The organism is Roseomonas sp. USHLN139, assembly GCF_037145735.1.
Classification (GTDB): Bacteria; Pseudomonadota; Alphaproteobacteria; order Acetobacterales; family Acetobacteraceae; genus Pseudoroseomonas.
The window spans coordinates 481,936-495,931 of record NZ_JBBCWY010000001.1; the positions used below are offsets into that span (position 1 = coordinate 481,936).

At 71.5% G+C, this 13,996-nt stretch carries 12 protein-coding genes; 4 read left to right on the top strand and 8 right to left on the bottom strand.

Features of this window, described 5'->3' with window-relative positions; all coding sequences use genetic code 11:
• Positions 1-98: 98 nt before the first annotated feature.
• The 6 genes from WFI16_RS02235 to WFI16_RS02260 form a co-directional block, all read right to left on the bottom strand.
• Positions 99-1,088, bottom strand: coding sequence for an ABC transporter permease (locus tag WFI16_RS02235; protein WP_419896160.1), 990 nt, complete (start codon positions 1,086-1,088; stop codon positions 99-101).
• On the bottom strand, positions 1,085-2,593 hold the full coding sequence (locus WFI16_RS02240; RefSeq protein WP_419896161.1) for a sugar ABC transporter ATP-binding protein: 1,509 nt from the start codon (positions 2,591-2,593) through the stop codon (positions 1,085-1,087). The genes WFI16_RS02235 and WFI16_RS02240 overlap by 4 nt, the downstream gene beginning before the upstream one ends.
• Positions 2,594-2,596: 3 nt before the next feature.
• On the bottom strand, positions 2,597-3,553 hold the full coding sequence (locus WFI16_RS02245) for a sugar-binding protein (protein ID WP_419896162.1): 957 nt from the start codon (positions 3,551-3,553) through the stop codon (positions 2,597-2,599).
• 115 nt (positions 3,554-3,668) lie between these two features.
• Positions 3,669-4,439, bottom strand: coding sequence for an SDR family NAD(P)-dependent oxidoreductase (locus WFI16_RS02250; protein WP_419896163.1), 771 nt, complete (start codon positions 4,437-4,439; stop codon positions 3,669-3,671).
• A 155-nt stretch (positions 4,440-4,594) separates the two neighbouring features.
• A complete protein-coding gene (locus WFI16_RS02255; protein WP_419896164.1) occupies positions 4,595-5,572 on the bottom strand; it encodes a Bug family tripartite tricarboxylate transporter substrate binding protein in 978 nt (325 codons plus the stop codon).
• Positions 5,573-5,588: 16 nt separating this feature from the next.
• Positions 5,589-6,734, bottom strand: coding sequence for a mandelate racemase/muconate lactonizing enzyme family protein (locus WFI16_RS02260; RefSeq protein WP_419896165.1), 1,146 nt, complete (start codon positions 6,732-6,734; stop codon positions 5,589-5,591).
• 116 nt (positions 6,735-6,850) lie between these two features.
• Between WFI16_RS02260 and WFI16_RS02265 the strand changes: the two genes are divergently transcribed.
• The 3 genes from WFI16_RS02265 to WFI16_RS02275 all read left to right on the top strand — a co-directional run bounded on the left by WFI16_RS02265 (position 6,851) and on the right by WFI16_RS02275 (position 9,986).
• Positions 6,851-7,729, top strand: a complete 879-nt coding sequence (locus WFI16_RS02265; protein WP_419896166.1) for a LysR family transcriptional regulator — start codon at positions 6,851-6,853, stop codon at positions 7,727-7,729.
• Between the two features lie 251 nt (positions 7,730-7,980).
• Positions 7,981-9,015: a ribonucleotide-diphosphate reductase subunit beta gene (locus WFI16_RS02270; RefSeq protein ID WP_419896167.1), complete on the top strand. Its 1,035-nt coding sequence runs from the start codon at positions 7,981-7,983 to the stop codon at positions 9,013-9,015.
• A gap of 65 nt (positions 9,016-9,080) precedes the next feature.
• On the top strand, positions 9,081-9,986 hold the full coding sequence (locus WFI16_RS02275) for an AraC family transcriptional regulator (protein ID WP_419896168.1): 906 nt from the start codon (positions 9,081-9,083) through the stop codon (positions 9,984-9,986).
• Positions 9,987-9,990: 4 nt separating this feature from the next.
• Here the strand turns inward: WFI16_RS02275 and WFI16_RS02280 are convergent, their stop codons facing one another.
• Positions 9,991-11,583 (bottom strand): ABC transporter substrate-binding protein, encoded by a 1,593-nt coding sequence (locus WFI16_RS02280; RefSeq protein ID WP_419896169.1) that lies wholly within the window; start codon positions 11,581-11,583, stop codon positions 9,991-9,993.
• A gap of 29 nt (positions 11,584-11,612) precedes the next feature.
• Complete coding sequence (locus WFI16_RS02285) at positions 11,613-12,554, bottom strand: amidohydrolase family protein (RefSeq protein ID WP_419896170.1); 942 nt, start codon at positions 12,552-12,554, stop codon at positions 11,613-11,615.
• A 214-nt stretch (positions 12,555-12,768) separates the two neighbouring features.
• Between WFI16_RS02285 and WFI16_RS02290 the strand changes: the two genes are divergently transcribed.
• Positions 12,769-13,968, top strand: coding sequence for an aminotransferase-like domain-containing protein (locus WFI16_RS02290; RefSeq protein WP_419896171.1), 1,200 nt, complete (start codon positions 12,769-12,771; stop codon positions 13,966-13,968).
• Positions 13,969-13,996: the final 28 nt, after the last annotated feature.

Here is a 13,996-nt window from a genome sequence, read left to right on the forward strand (position 1 = left end):
CACCCGCAGTCTCGCAGGCCTGCCTGGGGGAATCATTAGCGGCCAAGCCCGCGCCGGTGCCTCAGCCTCCCCCCTCGACGGCCGCCCCGCGCCGCTCCCTATTCGGCCGGGGCCGCCGCGGCCGCCTGGGCGCGGCCGAGCTGCAGGCGCTGGCGGCGGTGGCCGAGCTGCTGGTCGGCGACGACGCCGAGCAGGATGACGCCGCCCATCACCGCGAAGTTCAGCGAGGAGGGGATGCCCAGGATGTTCACCAGGTTCTGCAGGATCTGCAGCAGCACGGTGCCGAGCACGATGCCGAGGATGCTGCCCTCGCCGCCGCGCAGCGAGCAGCCGCCGAGCACCGCGGCGGCGATGGCATAGAGCTCGTAGAAATTGCCGAAGGAGGAGGGCGAGACCGAGGCGGTGTAGAAGACCAGCAGCACCCCGGACAGCCCGGCCAGGGCGCCGCCCAGCAGGTAGGCGCCGGTGATCACCTTGTTGGTGTCGATGCCGGAATGCCGCGCCGCCTCCTCGTTGCGGCCGACCGCGTAGAGGTAGCGGCCGAAGACGGTCCGGTGCAGCACCACCGCCATGATGCCGGCGACCACCAGCAGGATCAGGAAGGGGTGCGGGATGCCGAAGCTGCGGCCCGAGGCCAGCCAGGTGATGGTGTCGATGTCGCCGGCATAGCCGAAGCCGCTGGTCGAATCCTCGGTGTAGTAGCGGGCGATGCCGCGATAGATCAGCAGCCCGCAGAGGGTGACGACGAAGGGCTGCAGCCGGAGCCGCGTCACCAGCAGCCCGTGCACCAGGCCGAGCAGCAGCCCGAGCCCGATCACCGCCAGCACCGCCAGCGGCCAGGCCAGCTCGAAGTTGACCAGCAGGTCGACCAGCACCACGCCGAGCAGCGCGAACATCGAGCCGACGGACAGATCGATGCCGCCGGTGATGATGATCAGCCCCTGGCCGATGGCGAAGATGCCGAACAGGCCGATCAGGTTGGCCATGTTCAGCAGGTTGACGCCGGAGAGGAAGAGCGGGTTCAGCGCGGCGGTGATGCCGCCGATGACCACCAGCAGCACGGCCAGGCCGAGTTCCTTCTTGCTCATGCGGGCTCCCTTTCATGGCCGATGGCCAGCCGCAGCACCGCCTGCTCGCTGAAGGCGTCGCGGTCCAGCCCGCCGCTGATGCGGCCCTCATGCATCACCAGGATGCGGTCGCTGACGCCCAAGACCTCCTCCATGTCGGAGGAGATCATCAGGATGGCGACGCCGCGATCCGCCAGCGCCCGCATCAGCGCATAGATCTCGCCCTTGGCGCCGACATCGATGCCGCGGGTCGGCTCGTCGAACAGGATGACCTTCGGCGCCATGCTGAGCCACTTGCCCAGCACCACCTTCTGCTGGTTGCCGCCCGACAGCGTGCCGGCCCGCATCCGGCAATCCGGCACCTTGATGCGCAGCGCCGCGCGCTGCGCCTCGGCGGCCCGGCCCTCGGCGGCGCGGTCGATCAGCCCGGCATGGGCATAGCGCCCGGCGCTGGCGAGCGTGATGTTCTCGACGATCGGCATGTCGAGCACCAGCCCGTCCTGCTTGCGGTCCTCCGGCACCAGGTAGATCCCGGCCGCCACCGCGTCACCCGGCCGGCGGATCGACAGCGGCCGGCCGTCGAGGCGCAACTCGCCGGCCAGCGGCGGGTCGATGCCGAACAGCGCGCGGGCCAGCGAGGTGCGCCCGGCGCCGACCAGCCCGGCCAGGCCCAGGATCTCGCCGGGCCGCAGCTCGAGGTCGAGGCGGCAGCCGGGAAAGGCGCCGGTGACCAGGCCGCGCACTGCCAGCCCGCCGGGGCCGGGCGGGCCGGCGGGCGGCGTGTAGAGGGCGCGCAGCTCGCGGCCGATCATCAGCCGGATCATCGCCGCGTGGCTGATCTCCTCGCGCGCCAGGGCGCCCGCCAGGCGGCCGTCGCGCAGGCAGACGACGCGGTCGGCGACGTCGAGGATCTCGCCCAGCCGGTGGGTGATGTAGATCAGCCCGGTGCCACCGGCGCGGAGTTCCCGCAGCACGGTCAGCAGCCGCGCCGTCTCGGACAGCGTCAGCGAGGAGGTGGGCTCGTCCAGGATGATGATGCGCGCCTCGGCCGCCAGGGCGCGGGCGATCTCGACCAGCTGCCGCTGGGCGATCGACAGTTCCGCCAGCGGCGTGCCCGGGCCGAAATCGGCGCCGAGCCGGTCCAGGATGGGCTGCACCCGTTCATGCGAGGCCCGCCGGTCGACAATCGCGAGAGGTCCGAAGCGGCGCGGCTCGCGGCCGAACAGCACATTGGCGGCGACATCGAGATTGTCGAAGAGGCTGAGCTCCTGGTGGACGAAGGCGATGCCGGCGCGGGTCGCCTCGGCCACGTCCCAGCGGTCGCGGGGCTGGCCGTCGAGGCGGATCACCCCCTGGCTGGGCGGCACGACGCCGCCCAGGATCTTCATCAGCGTGGATTTCCCGGCGCCGTTCTCGCCGATCAGGCCGAGGATCTCGCCGGGGCCCAGGGCCAGGCTGACCTGGTCCAGCGCCCGCACCCCGGGATAGGTTTTTCCAATTCCCTCCAGCTCCAGCAAGGGCGCCATGCGTCAGGCTCCGCGCAGCAGGTCCCGCATCGACTTCTGGAAGTCGGCCACATTGGATTTGTCGATGATGCGGGTCGGGATGATGATCTGCTTGCTGGCCGGGATGAAGGACTTGTCGCCCGCCAGCACCTTCACCATGCCGACCATGCTCTGGTAGCCGAACTCGAAGGGCTGCTGCACCACGGTGCTCTCGATGGTGCCGTCGGCGACGCCGCGCAGCGTCAGCGCATCCTCGTCGAAGCCGACGATCTTGACCCGGCCCTCGCGCCCGGCGCCCTTCACCGCCTGGTAGATCTGCGGCGTGTTGTAGGCCCAGAGCCCGACCAGCAGGTTGATGTCGGCATAGCGGGCGAGCACGTCCTCGACATTCCGCTTGGCGCGGGCGATGTCGCTCTCGTCGGTGCGGATGTCGACGATGCCGATCTCGCTGCCCTGCAGCTCCTCGCGGATGCCCTGGACGCGCTCGCGGGCATTGTCGGCATCCATGGTGCCGACGAAGAGCATGGCCTTGCCGCCCTGCGGCAGCGCGCGCTTCATCTGCTTGCCGGCCTCGCGGCCCGCGGCCACGTTGTCGGTGCCGATATAGACCATGCGGTTGCTGGCCGGCGCGTCGCTGTCGCTGGTGAACAGGATCGACTGCGCCGCCACCCGGTTCAGCATCTCGGTCGAATTGGCCGGGTTGATCGGCGAGATGGCGATGCCGGCGACGCGGCGGGCCAGCAGCTCGTCGACGATGCGGCGCTGCTCGGCGGCGGAGGCCTGGCCGGGCACGATCATCTCCATGGCGAACTGGGGATGCTCGCGATTGGCCTTCTCGATGCCGCGCTTGCAGATGGTCCAGAAATCGGCCGAGACATTGACGATGAAGGCCAGGCTCTTCCTGTCCTGCGCCGTGGCCGGGCCGGCCAGGGAGCCGAGGGCGAGCGCGGCCGGTGCGGCCAGCAGGGTGCGCCGTTGCATCACTTCCGTTCCTCCCATCGGGCCACGTTGACTGGCCTCGATTTTCTCTCAGGTGGAAAACGCTAGCAGAGGCTTTGCTTCGTTGCGCGCACGAAGTGGAGAGCTTGCGCCGGATTCATGTCCAGCCGCCATCGACCACGAATTCCTGGGCGGAGCACATGGCGGAGGCGTCAGAACCCAGGAACAGCGCCATCTCGGCGATATGCTCGGGGCGGACGCGGCCGGCCAGCGCCTGGCCGGCATCGATCTCGCGCTCGGCCTCCGGCGTCACCCACAGCGTCAATTGCCGTTCGGTCATCACCCAGCCGGGGACCAGGGTGTTGACCCGGATGTTCTGCTTGCCGAAGTCGCGCGCCAGGCCCCGGGTCAGCCCCTGCATCGAGGCCTTGGCCATGGTGTAGGCCGGCATCCCCCCCTGGCGCAGCTTCCAGGAGACCGAGCCGAAATTGACGATCGAGCCGCCGCCGGCGCGCTGCATCATCGGGATCACCGCCTGGGCGGCGAAGAAGACCGGGCGCATGTTCACCGCGATGCGGTCGTCCCAGTATTCCGGGGTGACGCTCTCCACCGCATGGCGCTCGTCATGCGCCGCATTGTTCAGCAGCACGGTGATGTCGCCCTGGCGGGCCGCGGCTTCCGCCACCGCGGCGCGCAGCCGGCCGATGTCGCGCAGGTCGCCTTCGAGGAAGAGGGGGGTGTGCGGCACGCCCTCGGCGGCGATGGCATCGACCAGCGCCCGGCTGGCCTCGGCCGCGATATCGATGAAGGCGACGCGGGCGCCCTGCTGCGCGAAGGCGCGGGTCAGCGCCGCGCCGATGCCGCTGCCGCCGCCGGTGATGAACACGCTCCGGCCCGCGAGGTCCGGGTAGATCGCCTTGCGCTGCATCTCTTGTCGGTGCCTCCCTGCTTTCCAGGAAGACTGGGATCGCCGGCCCCGCTTGGCAATCGCGCTGGCGGACACGGCCGCGCGCGCGGGCAAAGATGGCGCCGTCTTCACCCGGCGGACAGCCTGGCTCAGGGGCCCGGCAGGCGGCGATGCCCTCACTCCAGCAGGATGCCGAGCTCCTTCGTGACCTTGCCCCATTTGTCGATCTCGGCGCCGACGAAAGCCGTGTAGTCGGCCGCGCCGCGCTGGCCGGGGGCATAGCCCGAGGCCGCGAAGCGCTCGACCAGGGCGGGCTCGCGCAGCGCCTCGGCCACCGCCGCCTCCAGCCGGGCGGCGATCGGGGCCGGCAGGCCGGCCGGACCCGAGAGGCCCATCCAGCCCTCGGCGGAGAAGCCGGGGAAGCCAGAGGCCGCGACGGTCGGCGCCTCCGGATAGAGCGGGGAGGCGGCCGTCCCGGTGGTGGCCAGCACCCGCAGCTTGCCGGCGCGGACATGCGGCAGGGCGACATCGACATTCAGCATGGCCACGCCGACCTGGCCGGCGATGACATCGGTGATGGCCGGCGCGGCGCCGCGATAGGGGATGTGCATCAGCTCCACCCCCGCCGCGCGCATCAGCATGGCCATGGCCAGGTGCCCGGAGGAGCCGCTGCCGGGGCTGGCGAAGCTGAGGCTGCCCGGCTTCTCGCGCGCCATGGCCAGCAGCTCGGGCAGGGTCCGCGCCGGGAAGTCGGCCGCGACCACCAGCGCATTGGGCACGCTGGCCAGCTGCGCGACATGGGTGAAGGAGGTGCGGGAATCATAGGGCATCGAGCGGTACAGCCCGTGATTCATCGCGTTCTGCCCGTTGCCGGAGACCAGCAGCGTATAGCCGTCCGGCGCCGCGCGGGCGACGGCCGCCGCGCCGATATTGCCGTTGGCGCCGGGGCGGTTCTCCACCACGAAGGGCTGGCCCAGGCTGCGCGACAGCGCCTGCGCCACCAGCCGGCCGACCACGTCGTTGCTGCCGCCGGGCGGGAAGGGGACGATGACGGTGACGGCGCGCTCCGGCCAGGTGGCGGCGCGCAGCGGCCGCACCAGGGCGCCGGCGGCGGCCGCGCCCAGGATGGCGCGCCGGGTGAGCTTCTTGGTCATGCTTGTTTCCTCCGGTTCAGGCGACGCAGCGGAAGGTCTCGGTGATCCAGGGGCGCAGCGCCTCGGCGTCGAGCTCGAGGCCGGTGCCGGGGGCGTCGGGCACGGCGATGCAGCCATCGGCCCCGATCGTCACCGCGCCGCCGAGGTCGAGCAGCGGGTTGGCCGAGGCATCGACCTCGATCCAGGGATAGGGGGCGAAGCCGCCGCCGCGCCGGGCCGGCAGGATGGCGGCGGCCTGCAGCGCGGCGCGCATGTTCACGCAGGTGCCGAAGACATGCGGCATCACCGGCAGGTCGTGGGCGCCGGCCAGCGCCGCGATGCGCTGGAAGCCGGTATAGCCGCCGCAGACCGTCAGGTCCGGCTGCAGCACGGCCAGCGCGCCCGCCGCCAGGAAGTCGCGGAAGGCGGCCGGGCTGGCCAGTGCCTCGCCGCCGGCGATGGGGGTGCCGGTGGCGCGGGCGACGGCGGCATACCCCGGAAAGTCTTCGGGCTGGACCGGCTCCTCGATCCAGAGCAGCCCGGCCTCCTCCATTCGGCGCGCCGAGGAGATGGCGGCGCTCGCCGTGTAGCCCTGGTTGATGTCGACCATCAGCGAGACCTCGGGCCCGACCTGCCGGCGCAGCGCCAGGGCCATGGTGCCATCCGCCCGCGGCGAGACGCCGGCGCGCGGCTTCACTGCGCGGAAGCCGCGGCGCAGGAGGCCCTCCACCTCGGCGGCATAATGGCCATAGGGATCGGCCGCCTCGGTGATGAAGGGGGCGCTGGCATAGGCCGGCAGGCGGCTGCGCAGCGCGCCGCCCAGCATCTCGGCGACGCTGATGCCCTGCGCCCGGGCGGCCAGGTCGTGCAGCGCCATGTCGACGGCCGAGATCGCCATCATCCCGGGGCCGCGCCGGTCATAGCCGAGCGTGCCCAGCATGGCGTCGTAGAGCCGGCCATGCTGCCGCGGCGACCGGCCCAGCAGGATCGGCGCCAGCCGGGTGCGGATCAGGGCCGCGGCGGCGGCCGGCGAGGCGAAGACCTCCCCCCATCCCCGCGCGCCGCTGTCGGCGATCAGCTCAACGAGCAGAAAATCGCGGCGGCGGATCATCCGGGTCGCATTGCCGATGGCCGGGCTGGGCGCGAAGCCCAGCAGATGGCCGCGGATTTCTGTCAGTTGCACGGCGGAGGGCGTCCTGGCGTTTCCGGTCCGGCTCTGCGGCCGGAACGCAGGGAGGTTGGCGTGGGCCGATCGATGTGCGCCAATGCCGTTTCGTACAGGGTTCATGCCGGCGGGTTATGATCTTCGACCTCAGGGAAATGGCGGTGTTCCGCCGGGTGATGGAGCTGGGCAGCGTCACCGCCGCCGCCGCCGCGCTGAACGTGTCGCAGCCGGCGGTCACCCGGATGCTGCAGAAGGCCGAGCAGCGCCTGGGTTTTTCTCTGTTTATCCGTGAGAAGCGGCGCCTGCGCCCGACCCCCGAGGCGCAGCTGATGTTCCCCGAAACGCTGGGCGCCTTCGCGGCGCTGGAGCAGGTGCAGCGCCTGGCCGGCGAGCTGCGCGCCGGGCGCGCCGGTATCCTGGCGATCTCCTGCATCCCGGCGCTGGCGGCCTCGCTGCTGGCGCCGGCGATCCAGCGCTTCCGGGCGCGCCGGCCGGAGGCCTCGGTCACGCTGCAGAGTTTTGGCGCGCATGAGGTCATCGAGAGAATAGCGGCGCAGAAGGACGACCTCGGCTTCATCATCGGCCCGGTCGGCCATGACGCGCTGCTGGTCGACGAGCTCGGCACCAGCGAGCTGACCTGCCTGCTGCCCCCTGACCACCCGCTGGCGCTGAAGAAGAGCCTGGGCCCGGCCGAGCTGGCGGGGCAGCCGCTGCTCTGCCCCGGCCGCCACCTGGTGCTGGGCGAGCAGCTGGCCCGCGCCTTCGCCGAGGCCAATTTCCCGTTCCGCATCGCGGTCGAGGTGTCGCAGGCCGAGGCCGTCTGCGCGCTGGTCCGGGCGGGGGCGGGAATCGGGCTGCTGAGCGGCTTCGGGCTGCGCGGGGCGAAGCCGGCGGACCTGGTGGCGCGGCCCTTCCGCCCGGCCATCGTCAGCACCGCGCGGCTGCTGCGGCCGCGGCTGCGGCCGCTGTCCCGCCTGGCCCAGGGCTTCGTCGAGGCGCTGGGCGAGGGTTAGCGCGTGAGGGGGCGGGGCAGAAGCGCCGAGCCGCCGGGACCCCGCGATCGGGCGCAGGGCAGGGCCGCCTTGGCCCGCTTCGCCGGAAGGCAAGGTGCCCTGGCGCAGCGGTCCTGCGCGGCTGTCATGCGCCCCCCCGCTGTTGCGTGGCACCGGCCGGGTTTGCTCTAAGCTGCCCGCATCGCTGGCCGCCCCCGGAGTCGCCTCCACGGTCGCGCCAGACCCTATTCGCCTGCCGGAGAGACCCACGCATGTCCGAGACCAGCGCCGCGCCCGAGAAGATGGACCTGCTGACCGCCAACCCGGTCTACAAGCCCTTCCGCTATCCCTGGGCCTACGAGGCCTGGATGACGCAGCAGCGCGTCCACTGGCTGCCGGAAGAAGTGCCGATGGCCGATGACGTGAAGGACTGGCAGAAGAACCTGACCGAGGCCGAGCGGAACCTGCTGACGCAGATCTTCCGCTTCTTCACCCAGGCCGATGTCGAGGTGAACAACTGCTACATGAAGCACTACAGCCAGGTCTTCAAGCCGACCGAAGTGCTGATGATGCTGTCCGCCTTCTCGAACATCGAGACGATCCACATCGCGGCCTATTCGCATCTCCTCGACACCATCGGCATGCCGGAAATCGAGTACACGGCATTCCTGAAGTACAAGGAGATGAAGGACAAGTACGACTACATGCAGTCCTTCTCGGTCGAGAACAAGACCGAGATCGCCAAGACGCTGGCCGCCTTCGGCGCCTTCACCGAGGGCCTGCAGCTCTTCGCCTCCTTCGCCATCCTGATGAACTTCCCGCGCTTCAACAAGATGAAGGGGATGGGGCAGATCGTCTCCTGGTCGGTGCGCGACGAGACGCTGCACTGCCTCTCCGTCATCCGGCTGTTCCGCACCTTCGTGCAGGAGAATCCGGAGATCTGGACGGAGCAGCTGAAGGCCGAGCTGGTGGGCATCTGCACCACCATCGTCGAGCACGAGGACGCCTTCATCGACCTGGCCTTCGAGCTGGGCGGCGTGCAGGGCATGACCGCCGAGGACGTGAAGCAGTATATCCGCTTCATCGCCGACCGCCGGCTGCAGCAGCTCGGCCTGGAGCCGCACTACAACACCGACAAGAACCCGCTGCCCTGGCTGGACGAGATCCTCAACGCCGTCGAGCACATGAACTTCTTCGAGGGCCGCGCCACCGAGTATTCCAAGGCCTCGACCGCCGGCACCTGGGAAGAGGCCTTCGCCGACGGCGTCTTCGTCGACAAGCAGCCGGAAGGCGAGATCTTCCGGTAACAGGCTGGCCTCCGGGCCTGTCGCTGCTAGGCTGGGGCCTTTCCAGGTCCCAGCCGACGCCGCCGATGCCCGAGACCTCCTGGAGCAGCTACGCCGATTTCTACCGGCGCTCCCCCTATGGCGTGTTCCCGCAGGAGCATCGCCGCTCGCCCGGGCAATTGCCCTGCCAGATGATCCTGGTGGAGCAGGGGCCGCATGCCTTCTCCGACCCCGAGCTCTCCGAGACGGTGCTGGCCCTGCCGCTGGCGGTGCCCGGGCGCTGCCGCTGGGCCTGGCGGATCGGCGCGCACCGCCAGGCGCAGCAGGCCGAGCCCGGCCGCATGCTGGTGGTCCCCGCCGATGTGGAAAGCCATTGGGAGGTCGATGGCAGCCGCCGCATCCTGATCCTCTCGGTGCCCAATGCCACGCTGCGCCGGCTGTTCGGCCGTGACTGCCCGGCCGATATCGGCCAGGCCTTCCGCAGCCTGTCGGAGGCCACCTGGGCCGACCCGCTGGTCGAGGCGCTGATGCGCCAGCTCTGGCAGGGGCTGGACGGCGAAAGCCCCGGCCAGGCCCGCGCTTACCTGGTCGATGGTCTGCTGACCGCGCTGCTCTCCCAGCTGCTGATCCGCGCGGGAACGCGCCTTGAAGCCCAGAAAGAAATCGCCCTGCCGCCCTGGCGGCTGCGCCGGGTGCGGCATTTCGCCGAGGCGCGGCTGGGCGAGAGCCTCAGCCTCGACGACCTGGCCGCGGCTGCCGGGCTTAGCCGCCGCCATTTCGCCCGCAGCTTCCACCAGGAGACCGGGCAGACGCCGCATCGCTGGCTGATGCAGCGCCGGCTGGAGGCGGCGCAGGCGCTGCTGCGCGACACCGCCGAGCCGATCGGCGCCATCGCCGAGCGCTGCGGCTTCTCCAGCCAGAGCCACCTGACGGCGGCGCTGCGCGCGGCCACCGGCCTGACCCCGCTGCGCTGGCGCCACCGCCTGGGCTGAGGCCTCAGCCCTTCTCGACGCCCCAGAAGGTCGGGAAGCCCTTGCCGACGCCCTTCAGCGAGGTCCGGTAGCTGGTGGCGAAGATGTACTGGCCGAGCGGAACGTAAGGAACATCCTGCAGTGCCTGGAGCTGGATCGCCTCGGCGACCTTCTGCTGCGCGCCCCGGTCGGGGGCGGCGATCCACTCGCTGCGCAGCGCCTCGATGCGCTCGCTGGTCGGCCAGCCGGGGGCGGCGGCGGCACCGTTGCTCCACAGCGTGGTGTTGGTCACCGGGCTGGCCTGGTCGAGGCCGCCGGTGAAATAGGCGGTGGCGTTCCAGCCGCCTTTGGCCACCGGCTCCTTGCTGGCGCGGCGCTGGATCAGCGTGCCGAAATCGGTCGCCACGTAATCCAGCTTGAAGCCCAGCTTGGTGAACAGGTCGGCGGCGACCAGGCCGATGGCGTTCAGGATCGGCAGGTCGGTCGCCGCCAGCAGGGTGACGGGGGCGCCGGCGAAGCCCGCCGCGGCGATCTCGGCCCGCGCCTTGTCCAGGTCGCGCGGGCCGGTGATCGCCTCGAGGCCGGCCGGGTTGGCCATCGGCGTCTCCGGGCTGAAGAAGCCCACCCCCTCGCGCCAGGCGCTGCGGTCGTCGCCGACGGCGGCCTGCATGAAATCAGCCTGGTTGACCGCCATCAGCAGGGCGCGCCGCACCCGCGCGTCGTTGAAGGGCGGGTGCAGGTGGTTCAGCCGCAGGATGCCGATATAGCCGTTGGGGTCCTGCACCTCGACCTTCAGCGCGCGGTCGCGCCGCAGGATCGGCAGCAGGTCGGGCGGCGGCAGCTCCCACCAGTCGATGCCGCCCGAGCGCAGCGCGCCAGCGGCCGCGGTCGGGTCCGGCATGGTGGTCCATTCCACCCGCTCGACCAGGGCCCGCTTCGGCCCGGCCATGAAGCTCGCCGTGCCCTGGCGCGGCACATAGCCGTCGAAGCGCTGGTAGAGGTTGCGGGCACCCGGCACCCGCTCCCCGGCCAGGAAGCGGAACGGGCCGGAGCCGACCATTTCCGTCACCTGCCTGAAGGGATCGGTCTCGGCCAGGCGCTGCGGCATGATGACGCAGAGATTGTTGGTGCCCTTGCCCAGCGCATCCGGCAGTTGCGGGAAGGGGGTCTTGAGGCGGAACAGGATGCTGCGGTCGTCAGGCGCCGATAGCTCGGCAGTCGCCGCCAGCAGCCGCTGGCCATAGCCGTCGCGCACGCCCCAGCGGCGGATGCTGGCCACCGCGTCGCGCGCCAGCACCGGGGTGTCGTCGTGGAAGCGAAGCCCCTCGCGCAGCGTCAGCTTCCACTGCAGCCCGTCGGCCGAGACCTCATGCCCCTCGACCATCTGCGGTTGCGGGACATAGCCGGCATCGTGGCCATAGAGCGTGTCGAAGACCAGCATGGCGTGGTTGCGGGTGACATAGGCCGTGGTCCAGACCGGATCGAGCACGGCGAGGTCGGCATTCGGCACGAAGCGCAGCAGGCGCGCCTCCTGGGCGAGGGCCAGGCGCGGCGCCGCGAGCGGCGCGGCGAGCGCCCCGGCGGCGAGGCTGCCCAGCAGCTGGCGGCGGGTGGTCATGGGTGGCGATCCTTGGCAGGGAAGACGGGTTAGAAGCGGTAGAGCCGCGCCGCATTGTCGTGCAGCAGGGCGCGCTGCTCGACCGCCGGCAGGCCGGCGATGCCCTGGCGGAACAGGGCGAGCGCCGCGGCATAGCTCGTGTCGCGCCGCGCCACCGGATAGTCGGAGCCCCAGAGGCAGCGCGCCGCGCCGAAGGCGGCGAGGCAGGGGTCCAGCACCTCATGCGCCGCGGAGGCCACCGGCGCGGACAGGTAGCGCGGAAAGTTCGACAGCTTCAGGTGGATGTTCGGCTGCTGCCCCATGGCGGCCAGCCCGTCGCGCCAGCGGGCGATCCCCGCCGCGTCGCGGTCCATCGGCGAGCCGCAGTGATTGACCACGATGGTGAGCCCCGGATGCCCGGCCGCCAGCCGCGCAACGTCCTGCGCCGCCCAGGGGTTCATCAGCAGCTCGAGCAGGAAGCCATGCCGGGGCAGCAGGGACAGGCCGCGCTGCCAGGCCTCGGTCTCCCAGTATTTCTCGGCGCTCCAGCGCTGCGCCGGGTCGGGATGCCAGCGCAGGGTCTGGCGGATGCCGGCCACCCGGCCATGCGCCGCCTGCGCCGCCAGGATCTCCCCGGCGCGCGGATCCTGCAGCCTGCAGCCGGCGACGCAGCGGGCGGCGATGCCGTCGCGCAGCGGCAGGCTGTCGAGCCAGGCGGTCTCCTCCACCGGGTCGCGCGCCGGGTCCCACAGCGCCTCGACATGCACGCTGCCGACCACGCCGCTGCCGGCGGCATCGCGCGCGAAATCGTCGACCAGGTAGTCGCGGCGGAGATAGGCCAGGTCGCCCAGCGCGGTCACCCCGCCGTCCGGCGCCAGCCAGGGATGGCGCCGCATCGACAGGTCCCAGAGATGGTGGTGGCTGTCGATCACCGGGCCGCCATCCGGCGGTGGCGCGGCGGTATCGGCGGTGGGCGTCTGGGCGGCGGCCATGGCGGGCACTCCTGCGGTCGGGCGGAGTATGCGACCCGGCCCGGGGGGCGGCTATGCGCGGCAGGCCACCGCTGTCACCGCCGTGCCATTTTTGCCCGGGGCCGGCAGGCCGCTGGCGCTTTGCTGACAGCCATGGCACGGCCGGGACAGCGCCGCCGCCGCCGCCGCGCTATGCAGGGCGCCCAGAGCCCGCAACCCGCCGATGGAGGCCCCCATGGATGCCGTGACCACCCCGCGCTGGGCGCAGCGCATGCGGCAGGTGCAGCCCAATGCCATCGGCGAGCTGCTGCGGCTGGGCGCGGCGCCGGGGGTGATGTCCTTCGGCGGCGGCTATCCCGATGCCGGGCTGTTCCCGCTGGCCGGGCTGGAGGCGGTGTTCCGCGAGGCCATCGCCGGCGACGGCGCCGCCACGCTGCAATACGCGACGCCCGAGGGCCAGCCGCGGCTGCGCGCCCAGATCGCCGCGCGGATGGCCGCCGACGGCACGCCCTGCGCGCCCGGGGAGGTGCTGGTGCTGCAGGGCGGCCAGCAGGGGCTGGACCTGGCCGGGCGGCTGCTGCTGGACCCGGGCGACGTGGTGGTGACCGAGGACCCGACCTTCCTGGGCGCGCTGATCGCCTTCGACCCCTGCCAGCCGCGCTATGCCGCCGTGCCGATGGATGCCGAGGGGATGGACACCGAGGCGCTGGAGGCGGTGCTGAAGGCGACGCCCAGAGCGCGGGTGATCTACACCATCCCGGATTTCCACAACCCGACCGGCGTGACGATGAGCCTGCCGCGCCGGCAGCGCCTGCTGGAACTCGCAGAAGAATTCGACCTGATGGTGATCGAGGACACGCCCTACCGGCCGCTGCGCTTCGCCGGCGAGGCCCTGCCGACGCTCAAAAGCCTGGATCGCAGCGGCCGGGTGATCTTCCTCGGCAGCTTCTCGAAGATCCTGGCGCCGGGGCTGCGGCTGGGCTGGGCGGTGGCCTCGCGCCCGGTGATCGAGCGGCTGACCCTGCTGAAGCTCGCCGCCGACACGCAATGCAGCACGCTGAACATGGCGGCGGTGTCCCTGTTCCTCGAGCGCTTCGACATCGAGGCCCATATCGCCACCCTCCGCAGCACCTATGCGGCGAAGAAGGAACGTATGCTGGGGGCGATCCGGCGGCACTTCCCGCAATCGGTGACCTGCACCGATCCGGAGGGCGGCCTGTTCACCTGGGCGACCTTCCCCGAGGGCTTCGACGCCACCGCCTTCATGCGCGACCACGCGCTGCCCGAGGCGCGCGTCGCCTATGTGCCGGGCGCCAGCTTCTTCCCCGTCGTCCCGCGGCCGAACCACGCCCGGCTGAGCTATTCCGCCCCTGACCCGGAGACCATCGAGCGCGGCATGGCGGCGCTCGGCGGGCTGCTGAAGCGGCACCTCTAGGGCGCCCGGCCTCCGGCCGAATGCCGGC

Bases quoted from the DNA above. Each gene is read 5' to 3' on its own strand.
- WFI16_RS02235 (WP_419896160.1), bottom strand. From the start codon at position 1,088: ATGAGCAAGAAGGAACTCGGCCTGGCCGTGCTGCTGGTGGTCATCGGC.
- WFI16_RS02240 (WP_419896161.1), bottom strand. From the start codon at position 2,593: ATGGCGCCCTTGCTGGAGCTGGAGGGAATTGGAAAAACCTATCCCGGG.
- WFI16_RS02245 (WP_419896162.1), bottom strand. From the start codon at position 3,553: ATGCAACGGCGCACCCTGCTGGCCGCACCGGCCGCGCTCGCCCTCGGC.
- WFI16_RS02250 (WP_419896163.1), bottom strand. From the start codon at position 4,439: ATGCAGCGCAAGGCGATCTACCCGGACCTCGCGGGCCGGAGCGTGTTC.
- WFI16_RS02255 (WP_419896164.1), bottom strand. From the start codon at position 5,572: ATGACCAAGAAGCTCACCCGGCGCGCCATCCTGGGCGCGGCCGCCGCC.
- WFI16_RS02265 (WP_419896166.1), top strand. From the start codon at position 6,851: ATGATCTTCGACCTCAGGGAAATGGCGGTGTTCCGCCGGGTGATGGAG.
- WFI16_RS02270 (WP_419896167.1), top strand. From the start codon at position 7,981: ATGTCCGAGACCAGCGCCGCGCCCGAGAAGATGGACCTGCTGACCGCC.
- WFI16_RS02275 (WP_419896168.1), top strand. From the start codon at position 9,081: ATGCCCGAGACCTCCTGGAGCAGCTACGCCGATTTCTACCGGCGCTCC.
- WFI16_RS02280 (WP_419896169.1), bottom strand. From the start codon at position 11,583: ATGACCACCCGCCGCCAGCTGCTGGGCAGCCTCGCCGCCGGGGCGCTC.
- WFI16_RS02285 (WP_419896170.1), bottom strand. From the start codon at position 12,554: ATGGCCGCCGCCCAGACGCCCACCGCCGATACCGCCGCGCCACCGCCG.
- WFI16_RS02290 (WP_419896171.1), top strand. From the start codon at position 12,769: ATGGATGCCGTGACCACCCCGCGCTGGGCGCAGCGCATGCGGCAGGTG.